Here is a 23,057-nt window from a genome sequence, read left to right as displayed (position 1 = left end):
TGGATACTCATTTTCTTATGACATAAAAATATCTTCCTAATAATCAAATGAATGTTTGACTGTTTGATAATAGATGCATATACTAATAATCAAATAATCGTTTGATTAAGGAGGTGGCTTCCTTGAAGCACGAAGATGTTTGTGAAGTAACCTGCGTAGATGAAGAAAAAGTAAGACGTGTTAAAGAATCTGCCTCACACCACAATACCTCTGCTGTTGCCCAAATATTTAAAGCATTATCTGATGAAACTAGGGTTAAGATTGCCTTTTCCCTATGTGAGGAAGAAGAACTGTGCGTCTGTGATGTAGCCAATATTGTGGGGTGCACAACGGCTACGGCTTCTCACCATTTACGGCTTCTTCGGAATATGGGATTGGCGAAGTATCGTAAGGAGGGCAAATTGGTCTTTTATTCACTGGATGATGATCATGTCAAACAGCTGATTCAAATTGCCTTTACACATCAAAAGGAGGTGGCGCACTATGAGTGAGGCTTTAGCGAAGTCAGATGAAAAAACGGTCTATCGTGTGCAGGGATTCACCTGAGCAGGCTGCGCCACAAAGTTCGAAAAGAACGTAAAACACCTGGATGGTGTTTCTGATGCAAGTGTAAATTTTGGTGCTTCAAAGCTGACCGTTTATGGAGATGCAACCATTGAAGAACTGGAAAAGGCCGGAGCTTTTGAGAATATAAAAATTATCCCTGAGAAGGAGCGGTTTGAAGAGAAGGAAGAACCTTTTCTGAAAAAGCATGCGACTGTCATCGCTTCCTTTGTCCTCCTCGTTATTGGATGGGCTGCGGGGGAACTGAATGGGGAAGGGAGCATTTTCTCCGTTTTAGCGTATGGCGCATCGATGGTTATTGGCGGATACCGCTTGTTCACAACAGGGTTAAAAAATCTAATCCGCCTTCAGTTTGATATGAAAACACTGATGACTATTGCTGTCATTGGTGCCGCCTTTATAGGGGAATGGGGCGAAGGAGCGACTGTCGTCATCCTCTTTGCCATCAGTGAAGCACTTGAAACATATTCCATGGATAAAGCGCGTCAATCCATTCGCTCTTTAATGGATATTGCTCCAAAGGAAGCCTTAATCCGAAGAGGAAATCAAGAAATGATGGTTGAGGTGGATGATATTCAGCTTGGCGACATTATGATTGTCAAGCCCGGGCAAAAGATCGCGATGGATGGCATCGTAGTAAAAGGGGTGTCATCCGTCAACCAAGCGGCTATTACGGGTGAGTCGGTCCCTGTTGCCAAAACGGCTGAAGATGAAGTCTTTGCAGGAACCTTGAATGAAGAGGGACTGCTTGAGGTTAAAGTAACAAAGCATGTAGATGATACGACAATTGCGAAGATCATCCACTTAGTGGAAGAGGCTCAGGCTGAGCGAGCACCTTCACAAGCCTTTGTCGACAAATTTGCTAAATACTATACGCCGCTTATCATGCTTATTGCCTTAGGTGTGGCCGTTGTTCCTCCGCTGTTTTTTGGAGCTGATTGGGATACATGGATTTACCAGGGATTAGCTGCACTTGTGGTTGGCTGTCCTTGTGCGCTCGTGATCTCGACCCCTGTTGCAATTGTGACTGCGATTGGGAATGCGGCAAAAAATGGCGTACTGATTAAAGGCGGTATTCATTTAGAAGAGATGGGCGCAATCAAAGCCATTGCCTTTGACAAAACGGGAACACTAACAAAAGGGATTCCCATGGTAACAGATTACCTTCCGCAATCCCATGCAAATTCTAATGAGCTTTTGTCCATTGCTGCCGCATTGGAAAAAGGATCACAGCATCCACTGGCTTCAGCTATCATGAAAAAAGCGGAAGATGAAAATGCTGCATACCAGGACATCAGTATTGAAGAATTTTCTTCCATTACGGGAAAAGGTATTAAAGGAATCTTTCAAAATCAGATGTATTATGTTGGAAGCCCGAATTTGTTTGAGGAATTATTATCAAACGGCATTCCTTCTGAATTAAAAGCAACCATTGCCCGCCTTCAAAAGCAGGGAAAAACGGTCATGGCAGCAGGTACCTCAAAGGAAGTATTGGGTCTGATTGCCGTAGCGGATGTGTTAAGAGAAAACAGCAAAAATGTTATTGGAAATCTCCATTCTATGGGGATTCAAAAAACCATTATGCTTACTGGCGATAACGAAGGAACTGCAAACGCGATTGGTGAACAAGTCGGCGTATCAGATATTAAAGCCGAATTATTGCCACAGGATAAATTAAGGTATATTAAAGATCTTAGAAAGAAATATGACCGTGTGGCGATGGTTGGCGACGGTGTAAATGATGCCCCTGCATTGGCTGCTTCTGCTGTTGGAATAGCCATGGGGGGAGCTGGAACAGATACGGCTCTTGAAACAGCGGATATTGCCCTGATGGCAGATGATCTTGGCAAACTGCCATTTACCGTAAAGTTAAGCAGAAAAGCCCTTAGCATTATTAAGCAAAATATTACGTTTTCATTAGGGATAAAGCTTGTCGCATTACTTCTGGTCATTCCAGGCTGGCTAACGCTTTGGATTGCGATTTTTGCAGATATGGGTGCGACTCTTATTGTCACATTAAACGGCTTGAGATTACTCAGAATTAAAGACAAATAAGATAAGAGCTTCCCATTTTTCATGGGAAGCTCTTTTGCTAGGGGGATACTTGGGATACGACGTTTTGGTTACTGGCACAGGCCAAGCAAGCCTTTCTGCAGGCTATTATCCTAAAAGGAGAAAAATTTGCTCAAAGACGGAGGAATAAAGCAGAAATCGAAGGCTTTATCTGCCAATGATCATAGCCCCTTCTTTAAGGACCAAAGCACAGTGAAAGTAAGAAATCTGATTTGGTCCACTGGCTTTAAATCGGGTGATAGCAGGATAAAGCTTCCCGCAATCTTTAAGGAGAAAGAGATGCCAATACATAAAAGAGGAGTTACTGATAGTCAAGGGTTATACTTTTTAGGGCTCCCTTGGCAATATAGAAGGGGTTCGGCGCTGCTCCAAGGGGGTGGGGAGGTTGCTGATATTTAGTTCATGAAATGGTTAAGAACCTGCAGCCTCTCAGTGATGATTAAAGTCAAAATAATAATGGTATACTTCTGTTGGGAATTAAGTAAATGAGAAGGGAATTTTACTATGAATAAGATACTTATGTCATTCCTATGTTTTTTCATCATATTGCCATCAATGGCAACTGCTCACACTGGGCTGGAATCTTCAACTCCAAAACCAGGACAAATAGTAACGGAAGATCTAAATGAAATTACTCTTACCTTTGCTGGTGAAATTGAATCTTTGAGTACAATGACTCTAGTCATGGAAGGACAAGAAATCCCTTTTTCCGATGTTGAACCAAATGGCAAGCAAATGAGCGGAACATTAGAAGCACCACTTGAAAACGGATCCTATGTTATTCACTGGAAGATAGTCGGGGAAGACGGGCACCAGATTACAGGGGAAATCCCCTTTACTGTAAAATCTGAAGAAAATACAAGTCAAGAATCAGAAATGGAAGAATCTCAAATTTCTGATGAAGAAAAGATGCAGACAGAAGAAACAGAGAAAAGGGCAGAGAGCGAAAAAGAATCCTCTCCAAATAGGATTATGAATATCTTTATTCCAATTTTAACATTGGCTATATTAGTGTTGGGATTGTTCCTTCTGTTCAGAAGGAAGCGTTAAAATGAGTGTAGCCGTACCGTTAGCCGAAGTCGTAACATATCTTTTATTTTCGATTTTAATCGGAAACACAGTACTTCAGTTTATATCTGAAAAGAAAAAGCCCAAAACAAATATCTCTAAAAAGACGCTGCTTTTATCAACGTTAGGCATTTATATTTTTACATTTGGACCGGTCGCACAGACGATTTCTTATTTTAGCGATGACGTAGGTCTTACACTCGCAGCGTATTCAGTTCTGACAGATTTTCAAGTAGGTAGAGCCTGGATCTTCATTGGGTTTATGTCGGTATTCCTATGGATGACATTGTTATTAAATGGTTCAAAATATCTGCAGGCGCTTTGGCTGCTGCTGATGGTTTTTGCCATTGGGTACTCCAGTCATGTTGCCTCATTGTCCTTTTGGAACGGGTTTATTGCACACTCCATCCATTTTCTTATGGTGACACTTTGGACAGGGATTCTAATCCACGTCGCCTGGTTTTCAAGTGATGAAAAAAAGTGGCCATTGTTCCTGCGGTGGTTTACCCCATTTGCCATGATAAATTTAATGATCTTGCTTATAAGCGGCTTTGCTCTAATGTTCTATGTGGTTGAACCAAAGGATTATGTGAATTCATGGGTCCTCCCATATGGGCAAATGCTTCTGTTAAAACATCTAAGCATTATTCCTTTATTGGTATTCGCATTTTTAAATGGAGTGCTAACCAGAAAATCATTAAGAGTTTCCTCTTTTGACCCTCGGCCATGGATTAAGGGGGAGAGTATTATTATTTTCCTTGTTTTTTGTTTTACAAGTGTATTGGGAACTTTATCGCCACCCCACGAAGTTGAATTTACGGTCCAGTCGGAAGGTGCTTCGATTTGGGTGGAATGGCTTTTGGGAACTGACATTCCTTCTGTAAATAATGTTCATTTAACACCAAATTTTTTATCATTATTTCTATTGGCTAACTCTCTGCTTTTCTTAGCTTTAATTGTGATCAGCTTTAAGAAAGTAAAACCTTATATTGCAATTCTTTTCGGAATGAGTTTTGTTTTTGCCCTTTATTTTGGTTTGATGATTTCTCTATCTATATGATATGCGGTGTCAAAAGATAAGTGGCCAAAACCCCTGGAACAAACAATGAATTAAAGTTCGGAGCTGTCATTATGGCAGCTTTTCTTCTGCTATCGGTGCAGTTCATATGAAGGAGGAATATTTGGTAATAGTCAAGAATAGATACCAATAAAAACTTAGGAAGTGAGTAAACGGTGACTAATCGCAGTATTGCTGGTTCAAAAAGTATTCCTTTTAGATTGATAGAACAAAAGAGAGAAACAAACAGTTTAGTTATTGTCTTGCCTGGGGCTGGCTACACAACAAAAGCTCCGCTGCTGCACTTTGCCACAGGGTTATTTTACACAAAGGGTTTTGATGTATTACACATTAACTATACACTTAGCAGGGAAGAGATGTCTGTTCTAAGTGAAGAGGATTTCTCGAGAGATGTACAACATGCAATCGATAGCGCCATCAAGAACAAGAAATACAGTAATTATTATATAGTGGCTAAATCAATCGGAACAATAGCTTTGAGTTATCTGCTAAATAATACTATGTTGAAAGATGCAAAAGCCGTATGGCTGACGCCATTGCTGCAAAGAGAAGACGTATTTAACGCAATGGGTAATAGTGATCATAAGGGACTTTGTATAATTGGAGATCGGGATAGTTGTTTCATTGAGGAGCGCTTTGAAAAATTGAAAAAGAACCAAAATCTTATATTAAAAGTGGTTGAGGGTGGAAATCACAGTCTAGAGCTTGATGAAGAACCTATAAAATCAATTGAAATATTAAAAGGTGTCATATCAAATATTAATGAGTTTTAATATCTGAATAGGCTAATCTTTAGTACTGCTTTTTGAACTGAGGAGCTTGTTAGTGGAGAAAGCTGGTTGAAACTAGTTAGGGATACTTGATAATATAAGGCTGTTTTCGCAAGGTTTGTTGCTTTTTGTATATTATTTGCTGAGTTGATTGCAGCGGAAGGTGCGAGATCCTCGAAAATACATTTGCATTTTCTTCGTGCGGTGTTTGCTCGAGGAAGCATATTCAATGTCCTGCGGGAGTAGCGGGACAGATGAGACCCCGCAGACGCGGAGCGTCGAGGAGGCTCACCGCCCGCCCCGCGGAAAGCGAGCAGCCTGGAGCGGAAATCAACGGACAACATTGGTAGGTGAAAAACAACAATTTATACGAAAAGAGCCTAATATAAAGAAATATTTAATAAAAAAGGATGACTGTCATGAAAAAAGCAGTGAATATAGCCTCCTAAGATAAATTTGATTATATTAGGAGGCGTTGAGTATGAAATTTAACAGTATTAATCGTGACAATTGGGATCGAAAGGAATATTTTGAACACTATATACAGCAGCAGACAACATTCAGTCTGACGAATGAAATAAATATTACGATACTTATGAAGAACTTAAAGAAAAAGAATTATAAGTTATATCCTGCGTTTATTTTTATGGTGACAAAAATCGTTAACGCCCACAGAGAATTTAGAATAAATTTCAACTCAGAAGGTAATTTAGGTTATTGGACAGAGATATACCCTCTCTATACCATTTTTGATAAAAAGACACACACATTTTCTGGCATCTGGTCACCAAACTTATCTATTTTTTCTGAGTTTCATTCTCAATATGAAAATGATGCAGAAAAATACAATGGTACGGGGAGATTATTTCCAAAAATACCTATACCAGATAATACTATTCCGATCTCTATGATTCCTTGGAGTTCTTTTACCGCATTTAATTTAAATATAAATAATGGCGGGGATTTTCTCTTACCCATAATAACTGGAGGGAAGTATTCACAAGTAAATGATGAATTTTTCCTGCCTGTCTCTTTACAAATGCACCATGCTGTTTGTGATGGCTATCATGCTGGTGTTTTTATGAATGATTTACAAAGGCTTGCCGACGAAAGTGCAGATTGGATTTAACTGGTCATTGGTGGAGTATATCGAAGGAACTGTGTGCAGCAGTTCCTTTTTTATAGAAATACTAAAGTTTGTAAATAAAAAAGACAGGAGTTAGTTGCGATGATAAAAGGTTTCGGCGGAATGGAGAACTAAGAATCTTGATGCTGTGAAAAAATGGTACAGTGAAGTGCTGAAGATTGAAATAGAAAATTGGAATGGGACCTTGATTAAACCCCCATTAGGCAATGTGACTATCTTTTCTTTCTTTGCCGGGAATGACAGTTATTTTCCAGCAGAGCAACAAGTGATGTTAAATTTTCAAGTAGGTGATTTAAACGAAACTATTAAGTATCTTGAACAAATTGGTGTCCCTCTTGCTAAGGAAAAAGAGGTTAGTGGGTTTGGAAAGTTTATTTGGATCGAAGACCCTGATGGCCGACTGGTCGAGCTTTGGGAGAAATAGCTAGTTGTCATATATTTGTTACTGAGCTATCGTTGCTCATAAGCTACTAATCAGGCAGGTTTTTTTATTATGCTTGTGGGGCAGTTGACCAAATTAAATTATTCTTATGAAAATAGTTGACACTCTTTGCTACTCGGTGTTACGATATACCTGTAATAAGCAATACTGAATAGCGGAGTTTTACAAGTGCTGTTCAGTAAAAAAATTTTCCCTGGTACTAAGTATCACTGAATATAAGTCAGACACAATAGAGGAGGCTCTGAATATGGAAAATTTAACTGAAATGCTGAAGGGATCGCTTGAAGGCTGTGTGCTGGAAATCATCAGCCGACATGAAACCTATGGCTACGAGATTACCCGCCGGCTGAACCAGCTTGGTTTTACCGAAGTAGTGGAAGGGACGGTGTACACCATCCTCGTGCGATTAGAAAAGAAAAAGCTGGTGAACGTGGAAAAGAAACCTTCAGATATGGGACCGCCCCGCAAATTTTACTCACTAAATGATGCTGGCCGCCAGGAACTTGAATTATTTTGGGAAAAATGGGATTTTGTATCTTCAAAAATCAACGTCTTGAAGTCAACCTAGTTTCATAAGATATTCTGTCGGATATTTTTGGAGTGTCTTGTTCAGCTTTATAAAAAAAGGAGGAAAAATAACATGTTTGATATGTTTAAAAAAATGATTGGTGATAAAAAAGAATACAAGATGATGATGGCGAGGGTTGAAGCCCTTCCAGAGGATTACCAGTTTGTATTTAAGAAAATTCAAAACTATATGTGGAATTTCTCAGCGGGCAACGGGATGGATATGCTGCACATGCAGTATGAATTAATCGATTTGTTCGAAGCCGGTGCGGCGGAAGGCAGACAAGTGCTGGAAATCACCGGAGATGACGTGGCATCCTTTGCCGACGAACTAGTGGCAAATGCTAAAACCTATGTTGCCAAGTATCGTGAGGATTTGAATGAGAGTATCATGAAGCGATTGGGGAAAAAATAAATTCTATATATAATACCGACTGAATAGGTGTTTTACAAATGTGATTTGTCACCTGCACTATTCAGTTTCATTTTTACCTCGGTACTAAGTTATACAGAATATCTGTTAGACTAAGTAGGGGTTTGTAGGCAATCCAGCTCCGCAAGGCGCTAATTATAAGGAGGAAAAAAGTATGAGCAGTGCAGCGATTTCTGTAAAAGGGTTAAAAAAATCCTTTAAAGATAAGGAAGTCTTAAAGGGGGTGGATTTTGAGGTGAGGCGCGGCGAAATTTTCGCCCTGCTGGGTTCAAATGGAGCGGGCAAGACGACGACCGTCAACATCCTCTCGACGCTGATGAAGTCTGATGGCGGAGAAGCAGGTATTTGCGGCTTTGACGTCCAGCGGCAACCGGATCATGTTCGCCAGTGCATCAGTCTGACAGGGCAGTTCTCAAGCTTAGACGGCATGCTCACCGGGCGGGAAAACCTGATGATGATCGCCAGGCTGAGGGGAGTTTCCAATCCCGCAGAAGTCGCTGACAATCTGCTTGCAAGATTCAGCCTGGCCGAGGCGGCCAACCGCCGGGCTGACAATTATTCCGGCGGGATGAAGCGCCGGCTTGACATTGCCATGAGCCTGATCGGGACGCCGGCAGTCATTTTTCTCGACGAACCAACGACAGGGCTTGACCCGGAAGCGCGGATTGAAGTCTGGGATACCGTCAAGGAGCTTGCCGGCGGCGGCACGACCATCCTGCTGACGACCCAGTATCTGGAGGAAGCCGAACAATTGGCGGACCGAATCGCCATTCTGCATGGCGGAAAAATCATCACGACCGGTACTCTAACCGAACTCAAGGAGATGTTCCCGCCAGCGAAGGTGGAGTATATCGAGAAGCAGCCGACATTGGAGGAAATTTTCCTCGCAATCATCGGCAAAAAGGAGGAAATGTAAATGAAAAGCAAAACAGGGGTATTACTAGGTCGTTTAATGCGCAACATTATGCGCAGTCCGGATACGATTATCACGGTGGCGATTACGCCGATTATGATGATGCTGCTGTTTGTCTACGTATTTGGCGGCGCCATAGAGACAGGAACGGACAACTACGTCAATTATTTATTGCCGGGAATTCTGCTGATGGCTATCGCGTCCGGCGTTGCTTACACTTCCGTCCGGCTGTTTACGGATGTAAAGAGCGGGCTGATGTCGCGTTTCATTACGATGCCCATCAAGCGCTCGTCGGTATTGTGGGCTCACGTGCTGACCTCGCTTGTTTCCAATGCGCTTACTATCGTGGTGGTTATCCTCGTTGCTCTCTTGATGGGTTTTCGTTCCAGCGCTGATGTCCTGGAGTGGCTTGCGGTAGCTGGAATACTCGGGATGTTTACACTGGCGCTGACATGGCTGGCGGTCATTCCCGGATTGAAAGCGGGGTCTATGGAAGGGGCGACAGCCTACTCATACCCGCTGATTTTCCTGCCGTTTATCAGTTCGGCCTTTGTTCCCACCGACACCATGCCTAAAATAGTCCGTGCGTTCGCTGAAAACCAGCCCGTGACTTCAATCGTGGATGCGATCCGTGCCCTCTTGTATGAAGGGTCTGTTGGCAGCGGCATCTGGATCGCGCTTGCCTGGTGCGTCGGCATCATGCTCATCTCTTACTTCTTCGCTGTTAAAGAATTCAAACGCCAGTTAGGGTAAGCACACCATTATAGGATAACGGATTCATAGCCCTATAGGACCTTTTGGCTAAAGGTTAATGAAGCATACAAATTATGAAAAAGGTGAATCTGCCGTGGATTCACCTTTTTCTTATTGTATGATACTTTTTTCAATGACAAGTGACATGCTTTCAGCTATTTGCTGATAAGTAGCATCATTCGGATGAAAGACATCACTGGAAAGATGGCGTTTGGCGTCTGTGACCAGATTGAAAGTATCCACTACTTGAACTTTGTATTTCAAGCCTAGTGTACGGGCAGACTCATTCCATTTTTGGATGATGGAATCAAATGAATCCCCGTTGGGCGATTGCTTGAATGGATTATATAGCCCCATATAGAGTATGACTGCATTGGGATTACTTTCACGAATGTTTTTAAACGTCTTTTCCAAATTCGGAATTTCGGTCTCCAGGATGCCAAGGGCGGTTTCTTCTGAATATTTTTCGAGGATCTCCCCGCTATTAAAAAGGTTATTTCCCCCTATTGTAATGGTAATGATTTTGGCATCTTTAAGAGATCTCTTGACTTCTTTTTGTTCTAACTGGGCCAGCAAATCTTCAATTCTGGCACCTCTCACACCCAGGTTTTGGAAACGCTCTATAGTATTATTTTCTTTAAGTTCATTTCCAACCGGCTGGACAAAACCTTCCCCATTTGATGAGCCGACACCTCTGGTCAATGAATCGCCAAGTGCAACATATGTATCACCAGGTGTGACAGGAACTTCTTCTGTTTTAGCTAATATCTCTGCTCGAGGCGGACTGGTAACATCCATGTAGGCACTGACTAGGCCATACCCAAAAAGAACTGTCAGCGCAAGGGACAATGTTAAAAATAACTGCCACATCCATTTTTTCATCGTTTGACTTCTCCTTTTAATGTAATTGTATCTAAATTTTTCTCAAATTGAGTATTTAAAAGAGTCATTATTCGAAAATTTAGTTAGAATAGAACAAGGGTGATGCTATGAGCTTAAAGCCGATAGTTCAATTGGAAAATGTAACGAAAATCATTGGAAAGAAAACAATTATTGATAATATATCATTTGACATTTATCCAGGAGAAGTATTTGGGTTCCTGGGTCCTAATGGTGCCGGTAAAACCACCACGATCCGGATGCTCGTTGGGCTCATTAAGCCAACGTCCGGGAAGATTCACATCTGCGGATTTGATGTGAGAAAGCAATTTGTTCAAGCGATGCAGCGGCTTGGTTCTATCGTCGAAAATCCAGAGTTATATAAGTATTTGAGCGGCCGCGAAAACCTGCAAATCTTTGCACGGATGCTGCCTGATGTGGATGAAGAACGGATCCAAGAGGTCATTGATTTGGTTGATCTGACTGTAAGAATTGATGATCAGGTTCGGACCTATTCATTGGGAATGCGTCAGCGCCTTGGTATTGCACAAGCATTGTTAGGCCGTCCGGATGTGCTTATACTGGATGAACCTACAAATGGACTGGACCCGATGGGAATCAAAGATCTGCGGACATTTATCAGGAAGCTGGTCGATGATACGGGCCTTTCGGTGCTCGTATCCAGTCATATTTTAAGTGAAATCGAGTTGCTGACGGACCGTGTGGCTATTATGAGCCATGGGAAGATCGTGAAGGTCGGCAGCGTCAGCGATTTAGTTGGTGCACTGTCATCTGGTGTGGATTGGAGAGTCAGTGATTCTTTTCGTGCATTTGCTATTCTTAAAGAATCCCCATATGTCCAGGCTGCAGAACTATATGATGACCATACTATACACACTCTTATGGATGACAGCAAAACCTCGCTCCTGAATGAAGCTTTAATGAAGGCGGGTATTGATGTATGGACGATCGAAAGGAAAGTGCAGACATTGGAGGATCTATTTATTAGTTTGACAGGAGGCGATCATATTGTCTAATCCAAATATGATTGGCCTGATTCATAATGAAGTGATGAAGATTGCTTCCAAAAAACGCATGGCGGTTGTCACCGTCATTTTAGTCATTCTAGTCTCTATGTTTACATACGCACAATACCGGGAGATACAGGAGAAAATCGAAAAACAGGGCACTCTGGACTGGAGAGTGGAGCTTCAGCAGGAGATTGTCGATCGGCAAAATCGGCTGGCATCGAGCGGAATCCAGGACGAGTTCAGACAGTTCCTTGAATTTGATCTGAAGCAAAAGCAGTATTATCTGGACAACGATATTAATCCAAACTATCCTGGAGCCCCTACGTTTATCCGCATCTTTTTCTCACAGGGAATCACGCTTGTCCTGCCTTTATTCATTATTATTATAATGGCTGATATTGTGAGCGGGGAATATAATGATGGCACCATCAAAACATTGCTGTCCCGGCCGGTTAAACGATGGAGAATCCTAATGGCTAAATGGCTGACGGTTTTGCTTTATACCTCCATGCTGATGGCGGCAACCGTGATTGTCTGTTATGGGGTTTCAGGAATCGTACTCGGTTATGATGGCTGGACTGCACCTATTTTGACCGGATTTCAAGCTTCTGCATCTGGTGAGTTTTCAACGGAATACATCCATACCCTGTCGATGTGGGAATACCTGCTGATGTCAGTTGGGCTTGCCTGGGTGGTAACAGCGGTTGTTGGAACCATAAGCCTCATGATATCGGTTCTGGTGAAAAATACAGCGACTGGAATTGGGGCGATGATGGCCGTGTTAATCGCAGGCACCCTGTTATCTTCTATCGGTTCGAGCTGGACGAGCTCCAAGTATTTAGTGAACTTGAACTTTGATCTGATTAACTACTTAGAAGGTCAAGCTCCGCCGATTGAAGGGATGTCACTGCCATTTTCATTAACCATGCTTGGGATTTGGGCTGCCGCCTGTCTTGCTGTTGCGTTTTGGAATTTTACTCAGAAGGATATGTATTAGTACGTTTATTAAGGGAAATCAATATTTAGAGTTCAGAAATAATTAATTGACAATTGAGTGAATTTAAATTATTATCGCTTTAAATAATTAAAAAATTGAATATTTTCTTCTTATCCAGAGAGGTGGAGGGACTGGCCCTTTGAAGCCTCGGCAGCAGGTTCTGATGAATACTGTGCCAATTCCAGCAAGCGCATCGCTTGAAAGATGAGAAGAGGGTTGATAAAACTCTCTTCTTAGGAGGAGAGTTTTTTAATTGTTTATAAATCCAACTTAAGTTATGCGAAAAGTAGATATTTAAAAATGCAAGAGGAGAGAAGAAAAATGAAATATGGTTTCTGGTTGCCGATTTTTGGAGGCTGGCTGCGAAATGTAGAAGACGAAAATATGCCGCCAACCTTTGAATATGCTAAAAACGTCATTCAGTCGGCTGAAAAATGGGGATACTCGACTACGTTAATAGCTGAATTATATTTAAATGATATTAAAGGACCGGACCATGATTCTCTTGAAGCCTGGTCCACGGCAGCCGCACTTGCAGCCGTGACGGAAAAAATTGAAATTATGACCGCGATCCGCCCTGGTTTTCATAATCCTGCTGTAGCAGCAAAAATGGCAGCCAATATTGATCAAATCAGCAACGGCCGTTTTACTCTAAATGTGGTTTCTGCCTGGTGGGCCGAAGAAGCGCGTCAATATGGCGGTATTTTTACAGAACATGATGAGCGTTATGCCCGCACTGAGGAGTTCATTGATGTTCTAAAAGGGTTATGGACGGAAGAAACCTTCCATTATTCCGGTCAATTTTACGACTTAAGGGACACGAAGCTTGCTCCAAAGCCAGTTCAAAGACCTAACCCGATTCTTTATGCAGGCGGTGAAAGCGAAAAAGGCAAGCAGACCATTGCAGAAAAATGTGATGCTTATGTTATGCACGGCGGAACGGCTGAGGAGATTGATCTGAAAATAGGAGAAATGAAGGCACGGCGTGAACAAACGGGCAATGCGCCATTCAGTTCTTTCGGAATGGCTGCTTATGTTATTTGCCGTGATACAGAAGAAGAAGCTCTTGCTGAGCTTGAAAAAATCACGGCTGTGAAGGATTCCAGCGGTTACGCCGGTTTTAAGGATTTCACTACAAAGTCACAATTAGAGCAGCAGATTCAGCTACAGGATTACTCTGTCTCTAACAGAGGTCTGCGGCCAAACTTAGTAGGAACACCAGAGCAAATTGCTGATCGGATTTTACAATATGAAGAAGCTGGCCTAGACTTATTATTATTGCAATTTTCACCTCAGCTGGAGGAAATGGAACGCTTTGCAAAGACGGTTATGCCATTAGTGGAACAAAAACGCAGTTTAATAAAGAGCTAGAAAGGGGCCATAATAATGAGCAAGGTATATGTAATTCATGAAAATAGTGAGTGGACAGTCCATTTGACAAAAAGGCTGGAGGAACTGGGTGTTCCTTATGAAGAATGGCATTTAGACGAAGGAACGGTAGATTTATCGGCAGAACCTCCAGAAGGAATCTTCTATAGCCGGATGAGTGCTTCTTCTCATACCCGTGATCATCGCTTTGCAGCTGAATTTTCGGGACAAGTATTGGCCTGGCTTGAAGCACATGGCCGTACAGTGTTGAATGGAACGAGCGCTCTGGAGCTTGAAGTTAGTAAGGTTTTGCAGTACTTGGAATTAAACAAATCTGGTGTCAGGACTCCCAAAACGATTGCAGCGGTTGGAAAACAACATATTATTAAGGCGGCCGAAGCATTTGCCGGACAGCCGTTTATCACGAAGCATAACCGTGCCGGCAAAGGCCTGGGTGTTCAATTATTCCATAGTATTGAAGCTCTAAAAGCTTATGTGGAGGGACCTTCCTTCGAAGAGCCTGTTGATGGCATTACCCTTATTCAGGAATATATTCAATCTCCTGAAAGCTATATCACCCGCTGTGAATTTGTCGGAGGCAACTTTGTTTATGCCGTCAGGGTTGATACATCGGAAGGATTTGAACTATGCCCTGCGGACGCATGCCAGATTGGCGACTTATTCTGCCCTGTTGGAGAAGAAGCAGAAGAGAGGCCAAAGTTCAAGATTATTGAATGTTTTGAGGACGAAATTTTAGAAAAATATAAAGACGTTCTGGCCAGGAATCATATTCAAGTCGCTGGCATTGAATTTATCAGAAATGCTGAAGGTGACATTTTTACTTATGATATTAATACAAACACAAACTATAACTCTGAAGCAGAAGCGAAAGCCGGAAAATATGGAATGCTTGAGTTAGCTTCATTATTAAAGAAGACATTGGAAGAAAAATACGCTGCAACTGCAACGGCTTAATTTGTGAGGACCTGCTATAGCAGGTCCTATTGTCTTTTACTGCAGCATGTTTTATAAAGAAGCAATCCCAATCATCTTGCGATGAGAGGGATTGCTTCTTTAGTGCTTAAGAGAGCTGCCTAAACCAGGCAGCTTTTTTTACAAACTGGGCAGGTTATAAATTGGAAAAATAGGGGGGGATTTTATTGATTTAGCTTTAAAAATATAGATATGGTTGTTAAGAGATAAAGGAATTATCCATACATAGGATTGGACTATAAATGAAAACGCTGCAGGAGATGACAGTGTAATCTTGAATATTAGACAGAAATGAAGATTGCGGAGGAATAGTATGATCTCTGATTTAGAATTGATGGAGCTTCATGTGAATGTGTTATTTAGACATGATAGTGAAAATCGACTGATAGCTGTGAATGAACCCCCTTACGGTGCAGCGCCACGAATTTTCATTGGTGCCACTAGAATGGGTAGTATAGTAAGGTATTCAAACTCACTGGATAAGAGTACTATAGAGAAGTTAGACCAAGTTATAGGAGCTAACCCTGGTGCTCATCCAGGGAAAATAATAAAGGCATTAAGCATTGACCATCTTTTAAGCAATGTATGGACTGGGCCCGCGTATGTATTTCCTGATGTAAGGGACAGGACTTATTCAAGAGCAATTAAAATAACTCATGAAAACAAAGAAATTTTAAAGTCTCAGTTTCCATATACCTATGAAGATTTTGAATACAAGCAACCCTGTTTTGTAATAATTGAAGACAATATACCAGTTTCAATTTGCTGTAGTGCAAGGAAGACTTCAAAAGCCGACGAAGCAAGTTTGTTTACAAATGAAGACTACCGTGGAAGAGCATACGGTGCAGATGTTGCAAAGGCCTGGGCTGCAGAAGTTCAGATACAAGGACGCATTGCTCTATATAGCACTTCTAAGCACAACTTAGCTTCTCAATCTGTGGCAAGGAAGCTGCAATTAGCTCACTATGGAACAGACATTCATATAAGCTGATTACACATGACTGCTTTTGCATCTAATAGGGCATTAATCCAGGAGGGATTAGTGCTGCTTTTGTTAAAGTCACTATTGGACAAACGGGGGAGGCTGGTTGAAGAAGGAATTTGTTTTTATTTCTTGAAATCATAAGAAATAACTATATTGAAAGGGTGAGATTATTGAAGTTATCAATTATAAATAGCATGAGAACGAATAATTTTAATGATGAACGTATAATGCAAAAAATTACGGAATTGTGGAAGGAAGCTTCTGAACGTCTAACTAAAAATGAAAGCATTACATACGGTGTGTATTATGAATATGAGAGTGACTACAAAGGTGATTATTCATTAAGCGTTGCTATTGAAGACAAAAATGGGGAAACTATTATAGACATACCGAAAAACGAGAAATACGAAATCTATAAAGTGGATTCATCTAAAGAACAAGGTATTTATAATACTTGGAGAGAAATATGGGATCAGGAAGAAACAGGTTCGTTAAAAAGAGCTTACTCATATGATTTTGAAAAATACTACTCGAATGGGGAAGTTGAAATTCACATAGCAATAAAGTAGTTGACAATTTTTTATTGAACTTTTGCCTTACTTTTAGATCTAGCTGCCATTCCAGGTGGCTTTTTCCTTTTTCTTAAGAAACGGGTTTGGGCGGGAGAACATATGCAGCGTAAATGAAAAACGGAGTGGCTTAAGGTGCGCTTTTCCCTGGTAAGGTAAATAGCTCTCACCAAATTGGTGAATTTATAGAAATCGATGATTTAATCAAATCGACAGCCATCTATGCCAAAGATTATTTGAATTAAGCCAATTTTAAAATCAAAGGCCAGGTATTTCGTTTAGCCAACAGTCAACCAGAAAAATAAAATGTACCCTATTCCTCACTGTTTAGTTGAGTAGACAATTAATAAGGTCTGCCCTATAGGGTACTTTATTTGTCATGATAGTATTTAATTAAGATTATTTTTTCGTTATGGCCGACAGTCGAAAATGAAAAATTACACTAAACAGTGAGGAGATTGGTTGTATGCAAGTTGTAACCAAAATGTTTTTAGAACAACTCGAGATGCATTGCCATGAGAATGATTGGTTTGCATCTATGGATCAGGCGATTCATGGAGTGACCGCAGTTGACCCAGCATGGACAAGTTCGGGAATCAGCAATTCGATTTGGCAGATTGTCAACCACTTGATATTTTGGAATGAGGACGTAATCCATCGAATTAAGGGCACAGAGAATCCGCATAAGGCAGAAGACAATGAAGAAACCTTTGGAAATCCGGGGGATCCAGAAGACGAGATTGGGTGGGCTCAGACAGTGCAGCGCCTTAATAAAGTCATGAATAAATTAAAAACGGTCATGGCGGACCTTGACGATGAAAAGTTAAAAGCTCCGTATGCAGCTAACAGGTACTCTATTGAGCGTTTACTCAGCAATATCATGATGCACGATGCGTATCATCTCGGCCAAATTGTTCTGTTGCGAAAGTTGCAATCCTCTTGGGGTGGCGTTGATTGGTCGTAAAGCACCATAATTCAGCAACTTCCTCGCCCAGCGGTAGAAGCAGTATTGACGGTGTGAAGCTCTTTTCATTCTCTATGGTGAAGCGGGTGATATTCCTGCTTTATGGATGGCTAAATGGGTGTGTTAGTCAAATAAATAGAATGTATTTGCAGAGGGATCTTTCTCCTATTTCATTGTTTAACAGTCGGGCGCTTTTCTTAAATAAGAAGGGGTCTTTTTGCGTGTACAGCACATTTAGGGATTGAGTTTATTGATGTGTAAAAAAAATTGTGAAGTCCTGTACTTAAAGTATAAGGTGCTTTTGTTGAATAAGCTAATACTAATAAAGACCACATAATATCGATTATGTGGTCTTTTAAATTATATCTTATTAATAATATCAGAGTCCTTCCATGAGTGAGCTGTATTATTTTTACGTAGCATTTTTCTTTGTAAGAAAATCTGGGTCGTCTTGATATCAGAATGACCAAGACTCTCTTTTATGGTCAACAAATCCGCACCCTGATCAGCACTAATAAGAGCAAAAACATGTCTGAAGCTATGTGGTGTAATATAATTTTTTACGCATTTTAATAAAGTCCAGATCAGCACTATTTATTTTTTTGATTAAATAATTCGATAGATACTTATATCCATATGCTTTTCCTAAAAAAACCTCGATTACGTTTATTTCTTTCAGATGAACTAAATTTGATCATTTACTCTGTCTTGTAAACACAAGAATCTATATTTAAGAAAGGTCTTTATCAGAGGATTGGATTTAAGAGAAAAGGAGAAAAGTTTGCTACCTTAAGTATGATCGTTAAAGGTGCTTTCTTTTTTTTATAGTTCAGTCGAAAAAGACCCAGGGAAACAAGCTTTTAAAAGCTTGATTTTCTAATATGTGATTTATTAACAGTTTAATAGAAAAAGGAGTAATTTCTTTTAGGATTATTACTCCTTTTTTTAGCAACTTTAACTCTTTTACATTTGCTTGTTACTATTGCTCTCTAACAAACGGCATAGTTAGACAGCGAATGCTACCAGCGCCATGCTGAAGTTGTTTCACGTCTACACCTATATACTCTATATGTGGGAAAATTTCCTGATAATAAGAGACTGATTCATTGCTGATCAGTACCGTTTGCTTATTAAGATTAATAAAGTTTGTATAATCAAGCAGGTAATCTTTGTTTGGAAGCCAAAATACAGAATAACCATGACGTTCTATAAAATTGTCAATTGTGCTGTATTCAGGTTCATAACTAACTGATGATGATTTAAAAATAGAGACGGCTGAAAATCTTAAAAAAGAAGCTGCTATGAAAATATCTTTGCCCAGGATATTACAGACAACATCCAAATGAAGAGACTCTATAGTTTTTGGGAGTGAAACAAACCCAACTTCTTCCACACCTATTGAGAATAAAAAATTTGCAAGCTCAATTCGGTTTTGTGACCGATGTCCAGTATTAATTAAGACACATTCAGGGCTAATTATCAGGAAATCTCCAAACTCAAGTGAACTCGAAGAAGGTATTGACAGTAGAGCCCTATTTTCTGTAAAACTCTTTAAAAAAATTTGAGAAAAGTAAAAATCCGGCTGTCTTAACTCGTTGCCAGGAGTACCTAGAATCATATTTTCTCCGAATACAGCGCCAACATCTCTAATGAAAATGCGGTTTACTAACCGATCCCAGAGAGGAGATATCACTTCTGTACTAAGATCATGGACGGTACAGCCGAAATTTTTTAGTTTCATTTTCATTTGATAATGTTGATCATATGCTTTTTCGGCAATAAATTCTTCCGCAAACCCAACTGCTGAAACTTCAGATCCTAATACATTATGATTCGCAGGGGAACAAACAAAAACCTCTTTTAAAGTCCCATTCTCAGAATAACAATAAGGTTTAAGCTTCTGTTTTAACAAGTATCCTTCTCTCCTTCACAAAGCAATAGTAAAAACTAAAGTGTATAAGGCAGGAATAGGCTAAATTATATAAAAATACAGAGAGAATATCGTGTTCCCTAAAGGATGAGAAGGGCAGTGAAAACCTCATAGGACTTAATAAAGAAACAGGTTCTTTAAAAAACTCTTTTAATTATTGAAAAAATTTGCCATAATAACCAATTAAAGGGGAAAGTAGTGTATATGTTAGATTCTAGAGTTTCAATTTGCTTTCGTCAATCTATTTTCTTTTTAATCTTAAACCCATGAAGATGGAGGTGAATATTCTGGAGGTTATAGCTGTTAAACTGGATCAATCTTTGCAAGTAGCTAAGATGCAAACCTTATTAAATTATATTGATAGTGAAAAACAATCGCGGATAAAATCCTTTTATCGATATGAAGATAAAGAGAGATGCCTGATTGGCGATATTTTAGTCCGCTATATGCTTGCCAGCTATCTGCGAATTTGCCCACAAGAAATAAATTTTTCTCATAATGAGTTCGGTAAGCCATATTTAAAAGAATACCCTTTATACTTTAATTTATCTCATTCAGGATACTGGGTAGTAGCTGTGCTGGACACTAATGAAAATGGCATAGATGTTCAAGAAATGGGTGATGTAGATCTTGCATTGGCTGAGCGATTTTATAGTAAAAGAGAATATATAGAACTGTTGGGAATGAAAGGAAACCAAAGAGCGCATTTATTTTATGACTTGTGGACCTTAAAGGAATGCTACATAAAAACAGCAGGAAAAGGCCTGTCTCTGTCGCTGGATTCTATTATTCTAGAAAGGATCGATAGCAGTATTTACAAATCTTATCTAAAAGAAAAGGAAATCTATCTTAAGTTATATCACCTTGATTCATCCTACAAGCTGGCAGTCAGCTCCGATTCTGGTTGCTTCGAAAATCTTAAAGTACTTACCCTCGAAGAACTATACACCTTGTTTATGGTTTCTCTTAAGACCCCAGCCCTAATAAACGGCAAGTAAGCACATATAATTTCAAAATTATAAGAAATAATTTGAGGGAAGGTGAATTTGTGGAAAAGACCAGATTAATTTGTTTGCCCTATGCGGGAGGGTCTGCTGCATCTATTTATTTATCATGGAAAAAAAAGCTTGAAGAGTATGTTGAGGTAATACCTTTGGAGCTCGCTGGAAGAGGAAAGAGAATCCGGGAGCCATTATTTCAAAGCGTTGACGAAGCCGTAGATGACCTAATGGAAAAAAATATTGACGTTCTGCAAGAGGGGAAACCTTACAGTATATTTGGACATAGTATGGGAGGGCTCCTGGCATATGAATTATGTCAGAGGATAAATGAAGAAGGACTATCTTTACCTGAGAATCTGTTTGTCTCTGCTTTTCAGCCTCCTCATATCAAGCTGGAGGGAGATATCCACTTGCTGCCAATGAATGATTTTGCAGAGAAAATGAGAAAAAGCGGCAATATTCCTGAAACTATTTTTCAAGACAAGGATTTGTATAATTTATTTATTCCAATTTTGTATGCAGATTATAAATTGGTGTTTCAGTATATCTATAAACCGAAGGCGTCAATAATGAAAAATAATCTACATATTTTTACTGGAAACAATGACTTAAAAGTCTATCAACTGAGGAAGGAATGGTCATGCCATACACAAGGGTCTTTTGAGGATCACGTATTTGAAGGAGGCCACTTTTTTATTAGGGAAAATGAAGCAGAAGTTCTCAAGAAAATAGTATCTATTTTATTGCCTACTAAAGTTCTTTTAAATTGAAATAATAAACCCCTCTAAATGGAGGGGTTTTTGCTTGTCATATTATGTTCTCAGTATTCAGGAAGTTCTTCTCCGTACTCAGGAAGTTCTTCTCCGTATTTTAGGTAAATCTTATCAGCCGGAAGTCCAGCTGTATCTGCAGAAGCACTAGCACCAAAAGTAAAAAGAGAAGAGAGTATAATTAAACCTAATATTTTTTTCATCATTGTTCCTCCTAGGACATTTTTTTCTGAAGGTGCAAACAGGATTCAAAATAATAGCTACTTTTTTTGTATTGATGCAGTCTCTTATAGATGTTCCCCAAAAGTTCATAGTACTTTGAAAGCAAACCAAATTCATTTATTTCTAAAAAACAAGGAATTGCGGTGTTTTCTAAAAAATCAATGAGCTCATCAGTGTTTTTTGAGATTTGGAATTCCAATACTTTTAATTGGATTAGCTTACTAGATTGTTCATTGGATGGTTTGTACTCTTTAAAGGCTAGTTCTATCCACTCTTTTGCTTCTTTAAGTCGGTTATTTTCTTTTAAAACAGTCGAAAGTTCAATTATTGTATTGAGATAAAAATCTGTTTGTGAATCGGTGTATTTAAGAGTTTTCAGATAGTAATCAATAGCTTCATTAAATCTTCCAATCTTACTATACAAATAGCCGAGATTATGGAGAGCCTTGGCAAAAGTTAACTTTTCGTCTAAGCCTGGAGCGACTTCGGTAATCTGGGTTAGAATTTCAATAGCCCTATTATACTCTTTAAGCCGACCTAGGTTTACTCCTAAAAGCAGCTGGCACTCCAAGCTTCGTTTAAAAAACAATTTGCTGTTAAAGATAGTTAGAGCTTTTTCCACATAAGTCACTGCCATTCTTGTATTGTACGTTTTTGTGTAGGTCAAAGACAGATGATAGAAAAACTCAGGATCTTCGTGCTGAGGGTCATTAAAGAAGTAAATTATGTTTTCAAAGTACTCGAGGCCTTTTGGAAAATCCAACAGAATAGTACATAAATAAAGACCATGTAAGTAGGTGAAGTAAGCGCTTTGGTGCTGATTTAACTTCTCCTTGCTTTTGGTTAGTGTCTCTAGTACAGTGGTTGCCTCATTTTTCTTTTTCCTATGAATATAGTAGCGTAACTTCACCAGGTAAGAATAAAAAATGAGATCTGTTGAATATACGTTCTTGATCACTGAATCATTAATCTCTTTCAGTTGCTCAATTAATTCTGGCTCATCCCTTTTTATAATCGAAAGGTACCATAATTCAAGGTTTTGGATGATGTCAAGATTATTATGATGGATATCGTGGATATCAATATCCAGCCTCTTTAGCAGCAAGGCCAAGGTCTCTTCATTTGGATCAATCTTAGAATTTTCTAGTTTGCTTAAATAAGTGATGGAACAGATCCCCAAGGATAATTCCTGCTGAGTCATCTCTTTTTTTGTCCTTGTGTAAAACACCAGCTTTCCAAAGTCTATTTCGGAGTTCCTTATTTGCATAATTCCTCCCGTATGTATTTTATAGGATTTTAGAAAATTTCCATATTGAGAAAATTAATGGAAATTTTTCCATTTCCTATTAATTCTAACCGTGCATTTTCTCAATAGTCAACCAATTACAATTCAATTAATATAAAAAGTGTAAAAGGTTACAGGATTATCTTATAGGTAGGCTATCTGAACTATATTGGAGAGGATTAATGTTTCAGCTTATAAAGGAGATATGGGTGCTTTGTAAATTTAAAAATTAATGATTAAAAGGGAAAGTGTGTA

Annotated in this window: 24 protein-coding genes, 1 pseudogene and 1 riboswitch; of the genes and pseudogenes, 20 read left to right on the top strand and 5 right to left on the bottom strand. The window is 39.7% G+C overall.

What is annotated here, in order from left to right:
* Nucleotides 1–122: 122 nt before the first annotated feature.
* The 11 genes and pseudogenes from MKY20_RS28330 (at nucleotide 123) to MKY20_RS28280 (ending at nucleotide 9,808) form a co-directional block, all read left to right on the top strand.
* On the top strand, nucleotides 123–491 hold the full coding sequence (locus MKY20_RS28330) for an ArsR/SmtB family transcription factor (protein WP_019379488.1): 369 nt from the start codon (nucleotides 123–125) through the stop codon (nucleotides 489–491).
* Nucleotides 484–2,619, top strand: coding sequence for a heavy metal translocating P-type ATPase (locus tag MKY20_RS28325; RefSeq protein ID WP_341004462.1), 2,136 nt, complete (start codon nucleotides 484–486; stop codon nucleotides 2,617–2,619). Before MKY20_RS28330 ends, MKY20_RS28325 begins: the two co-directional genes overlap by 8 nt.
* 522 nt (nucleotides 2,620–3,141) lie before the next feature.
* The gene (locus MKY20_RS28320; protein ID WP_251263941.1) at nucleotides 3,142–3,687 is read left to right on the top strand and encodes a copper resistance CopC family protein; all 546 of its coding nucleotides are present in this window, start codon (nucleotides 3,142–3,144) and stop codon (nucleotides 3,685–3,687) included.
* Nucleotide 3,688: 1 nt separating this feature from the next.
* Complete coding sequence (locus tag MKY20_RS28315) at nucleotides 3,689–4,765, top strand: copper resistance D family protein (RefSeq protein ID WP_251263940.1); 1,077 nt, start codon at nucleotides 3,689–3,691, stop codon at nucleotides 4,763–4,765.
* Nucleotides 4,766–4,938: 173 nt separating this feature from the next.
* Complete coding sequence (locus tag MKY20_RS28310; RefSeq protein ID WP_341004461.1) at nucleotides 4,939–5,556, top strand: alpha/beta hydrolase; 618 nt, start codon at nucleotides 4,939–4,941, stop codon at nucleotides 5,554–5,556.
* 478 nt (nucleotides 5,557–6,034) lie between these two features.
* Complete coding sequence (gene catA, locus MKY20_RS28305; protein ID WP_341004460.1) at nucleotides 6,035–6,682, top strand: type A chloramphenicol O-acetyltransferase; 648 nt, start codon at nucleotides 6,035–6,037, stop codon at nucleotides 6,680–6,682.
* 99 nt (nucleotides 6,683–6,781) lie between these two features.
* A pseudogene (locus tag MKY20_RS28300) lies at nucleotides 6,782–7,124 on the top strand (VOC family protein).
* 265 nt (nucleotides 7,125–7,389) lie between these two features.
* Nucleotides 7,390–7,710: a PadR family transcriptional regulator gene (locus MKY20_RS28295; RefSeq protein WP_019379484.1), complete on the top strand. Its 321-nt coding sequence runs from the start codon at nucleotides 7,390–7,392 to the stop codon at nucleotides 7,708–7,710.
* A 72-nt stretch (nucleotides 7,711–7,782) separates the two neighbouring features.
* Nucleotides 7,783–8,124 (top strand): DUF1048 domain-containing protein, encoded by a 342-nt coding sequence (locus MKY20_RS28290; protein ID WP_009335229.1) that lies wholly within the window; start codon nucleotides 7,783–7,785, stop codon nucleotides 8,122–8,124.
* Between the two features lie 172 nt (nucleotides 8,125–8,296).
* Nucleotides 8,297–9,058, top strand: coding sequence for an ABC transporter ATP-binding protein (locus MKY20_RS28285; RefSeq protein WP_251174083.1), 762 nt, complete (start codon nucleotides 8,297–8,299; stop codon nucleotides 9,056–9,058).
* Nucleotides 9,059–9,808 carry an ABC transporter permease gene (locus MKY20_RS28280; protein ID WP_217027590.1) on the top strand — a complete coding sequence of 250 codons (750 nt, stop codon included), beginning with the start codon at nucleotides 9,059–9,061 and terminating at the stop codon, nucleotides 9,806–9,808. It begins immediately after the preceding gene.
* Nucleotides 9,809–9,919: 111 nt separating this feature from the next.
* On the opposite strand, the gene MKY20_RS28275 is transcribed toward MKY20_RS28280, so the two are convergent.
* Nucleotides 9,920–10,690, bottom strand: coding sequence for an SGNH/GDSL hydrolase family protein (locus MKY20_RS28275; RefSeq protein WP_251263936.1), 771 nt, complete (start codon nucleotides 10,688–10,690; stop codon nucleotides 9,920–9,922).
* A 107-nt stretch (nucleotides 10,691–10,797) separates the two neighbouring features.
* Here MKY20_RS28275 and MKY20_RS28270 point away from each other — a divergent pair, with 107 nt between their 5' ends.
* The 7 genes from MKY20_RS28270 (at nucleotide 10,798) to MKY20_RS28235 (ending at nucleotide 17,594) form a co-directional block, all read left to right on the top strand.
* Nucleotides 10,798–11,724, top strand: a complete 927-nt coding sequence (locus tag MKY20_RS28270) for an ABC transporter ATP-binding protein (RefSeq protein ID WP_341004459.1) — start codon at nucleotides 10,798–10,800, stop codon at nucleotides 11,722–11,724.
* A 7-nt stretch (nucleotides 11,725–11,731) separates the two neighbouring features.
* Nucleotides 11,732–12,715: an ABC transporter permease gene (locus MKY20_RS28265; RefSeq protein WP_026041534.1), complete on the top strand. Its 984-nt coding sequence runs from the start codon at nucleotides 11,732–11,734 to the stop codon at nucleotides 12,713–12,715.
* Between the two features lie 107 nt (nucleotides 12,716–12,822).
* Nucleotides 12,823–12,926: riboswitch (SAM riboswitch) on the top strand.
* Between the two features lie 110 nt (nucleotides 12,927–13,036).
* Nucleotides 13,037–14,086 (top strand): LLM class flavin-dependent oxidoreductase, encoded by a 1,050-nt coding sequence (locus MKY20_RS28260; RefSeq protein WP_217027598.1) that lies wholly within the window; start codon nucleotides 13,037–13,039, stop codon nucleotides 14,084–14,086.
* Nucleotides 14,087–14,101: 15 nt separating this feature from the next.
* Nucleotides 14,102–15,058 (top strand): ATP-grasp domain-containing protein, encoded by a 957-nt coding sequence (locus MKY20_RS28255; RefSeq protein WP_019379481.1) that lies wholly within the window; start codon nucleotides 14,102–14,104, stop codon nucleotides 15,056–15,058.
* Between the two features lie 331 nt (nucleotides 15,059–15,389).
* A complete protein-coding gene (locus tag MKY20_RS28250; protein WP_341004458.1) occupies nucleotides 15,390–16,067 on the top strand; it encodes a GNAT family N-acetyltransferase in 678 nt (225 codons plus the stop codon).
* Between the two features lie 164 nt (nucleotides 16,068–16,231).
* Nucleotides 16,232–16,630: a GyrI-like domain-containing protein gene (locus tag MKY20_RS28245; protein WP_026041533.1), complete on the top strand. Its 399-nt coding sequence runs from the start codon at nucleotides 16,232–16,234 to the stop codon at nucleotides 16,628–16,630.
* A gap of 466 nt (nucleotides 16,631–17,096) precedes the next feature.
* Nucleotides 17,097–17,594 carry a DinB family protein gene (locus MKY20_RS28235; RefSeq protein ID WP_341004457.1) on the top strand — a complete coding sequence of 166 codons (498 nt, stop codon included), beginning with the start codon at nucleotides 17,097–17,099 and terminating at the stop codon, nucleotides 17,592–17,594.
* A 360-nt stretch (nucleotides 17,595–17,954) separates the two neighbouring features.
* On the opposite strand, the gene MKY20_RS28230 is transcribed toward MKY20_RS28235, so the two are convergent.
* Both MKY20_RS28230 and MKY20_RS28225 read right to left on the bottom strand, forming a co-directional pair.
* Nucleotides 17,955–18,185 (bottom strand): tyrosine-type recombinase/integrase, encoded by a 231-nt coding sequence (locus tag MKY20_RS28230; RefSeq protein ID WP_251174080.1) that lies wholly within the window; start codon nucleotides 18,183–18,185, stop codon nucleotides 17,955–17,957.
* 388 nt (nucleotides 18,186–18,573) lie between these two features.
* Nucleotides 18,574–19,506, bottom strand: a complete 933-nt coding sequence (locus tag MKY20_RS28225) for an arginine deiminase family protein (RefSeq protein WP_251174079.1) — start codon at nucleotides 19,504–19,506, stop codon at nucleotides 18,574–18,576.
* Nucleotides 19,507–19,802: 296 nt separating this feature from the next.
* Here MKY20_RS28225 and MKY20_RS28220 point away from each other — a divergent pair, with 296 nt between their 5' ends.
* Together MKY20_RS28220 and MKY20_RS28215 are read left to right on the top strand one after the other, a co-directional pair.
* A complete protein-coding gene (locus tag MKY20_RS28220; protein WP_157888522.1) occupies nucleotides 19,803–20,522 on the top strand; it encodes a 4'-phosphopantetheinyl transferase family protein in 720 nt (239 codons plus the stop codon).
* Between the two features lie 50 nt (nucleotides 20,523–20,572).
* Nucleotides 20,573–21,295 carry a thioesterase II family protein gene (locus MKY20_RS28215; protein ID WP_019379475.1) on the top strand — a complete coding sequence of 241 codons (723 nt, stop codon included), beginning with the start codon at nucleotides 20,573–20,575 and terminating at the stop codon, nucleotides 21,293–21,295.
* Between the two features lie 50 nt (nucleotides 21,296–21,345).
* Here MKY20_RS28215 and MKY20_RS28210 read toward each other — a convergent pair whose 3' ends face one another.
* Together MKY20_RS28210 and MKY20_RS28205 are read right to left on the bottom strand one after the other, a co-directional pair.
* Nucleotides 21,346–21,498 carry a hypothetical protein gene (locus MKY20_RS28210; protein WP_019379474.1) on the bottom strand — a complete coding sequence of 51 codons (153 nt, stop codon included), beginning with the start codon at nucleotides 21,496–21,498 and terminating at the stop codon, nucleotides 21,346–21,348.
* A gap of 11 nt (nucleotides 21,499–21,509) precedes the next feature.
* Entirely contained in the window at nucleotides 21,510–22,784 is a 1,275-nt protein-coding gene (locus tag MKY20_RS28205; protein ID WP_019379473.1) for a helix-turn-helix domain-containing protein, read from the bottom strand.
* Nucleotides 22,785–23,057: the final 273 nt, after the last annotated feature.

This window comes from Cytobacillus sp. FSL W8-0315, from assembly GCF_038002905.1.
In the GTDB taxonomy this organism is placed as follows: domain Bacteria; phylum Bacillota; class Bacilli; order Bacillales; family Cytobacillaceae; genus Cytobacillus; species Cytobacillus pseudoceanisediminis.
The sequence above is the reverse complement of the archived record's forward strand: the minus strand, read 5'-3'. Positions and strand labels throughout refer to the sequence as shown.

Bases quoted from the DNA above. Each gene is read 5' to 3' on its own strand.
- MKY20_RS28275 (WP_251263936.1), bottom strand. From the start codon at position 10,690: ATGAAAAAATGGATGTGGCAGTTATTTTTAACATTGTCCCTTGCGCTG.
- MKY20_RS28295 (WP_019379484.1), top strand. From the start codon at position 7,390: ATGGAAAATTTAACTGAAATGCTGAAGGGATCGCTTGAAGGCTGTGTG.
- MKY20_RS28285 (WP_251174083.1), top strand. From the start codon at position 8,297: ATGAGCAGTGCAGCGATTTCTGTAAAAGGGTTAAAAAAATCCTTTAAA.
- MKY20_RS28290 (WP_009335229.1), top strand. From the start codon at position 7,783: ATGTTTGATATGTTTAAAAAAATGATTGGTGATAAAAAAGAATACAAG.
- MKY20_RS28255 (WP_019379481.1), top strand. From the start codon at position 14,102: ATGAGCAAGGTATATGTAATTCATGAAAATAGTGAGTGGACAGTCCAT.
- MKY20_RS28235 (WP_341004457.1), top strand. From the start codon at position 17,097: ATGCAAGTTGTAACCAAAATGTTTTTAGAACAACTCGAGATGCATTGC.
- MKY20_RS28210 (WP_019379474.1), bottom strand. From the start codon at position 21,498: ATGAAAAAAATATTAGGTTTAATTATACTCTCTTCTCTTTTTACTTTT.
- MKY20_RS28270 (WP_341004459.1), top strand. From the start codon at position 10,798: ATGAGCTTAAAGCCGATAGTTCAATTGGAAAATGTAACGAAAATCATT.
- MKY20_RS28265 (WP_026041534.1), top strand. From the start codon at position 11,732: ATGATTGGCCTGATTCATAATGAAGTGATGAAGATTGCTTCCAAAAAA.
- MKY20_RS28250 (WP_341004458.1), top strand. From the start codon at position 15,390: ATGATCTCTGATTTAGAATTGATGGAGCTTCATGTGAATGTGTTATTT.
- MKY20_RS28260 (WP_217027598.1), top strand. From the start codon at position 13,037: ATGAAATATGGTTTCTGGTTGCCGATTTTTGGAGGCTGGCTGCGAAAT.
- MKY20_RS28315 (WP_251263940.1), top strand. From the start codon at position 3,689: ATGAGTGTAGCCGTACCGTTAGCCGAAGTCGTAACATATCTTTTATTT.
- MKY20_RS28205 (WP_019379473.1), bottom strand. From the start codon at position 22,784: ATGCAAATAAGGAACTCCGAAATAGACTTTGGAAAGCTGGTGTTTTAC.
- catA (WP_341004460.1), top strand. From the start codon at position 6,035: ATGAAATTTAACAGTATTAATCGTGACAATTGGGATCGAAAGGAATAT.
- MKY20_RS28320 (WP_251263941.1), top strand. From the start codon at position 3,142: ATGAATAAGATACTTATGTCATTCCTATGTTTTTTCATCATATTGCCA.
- MKY20_RS28280 (WP_217027590.1), top strand. From the start codon at position 9,059: ATGAAAAGCAAAACAGGGGTATTACTAGGTCGTTTAATGCGCAACATT.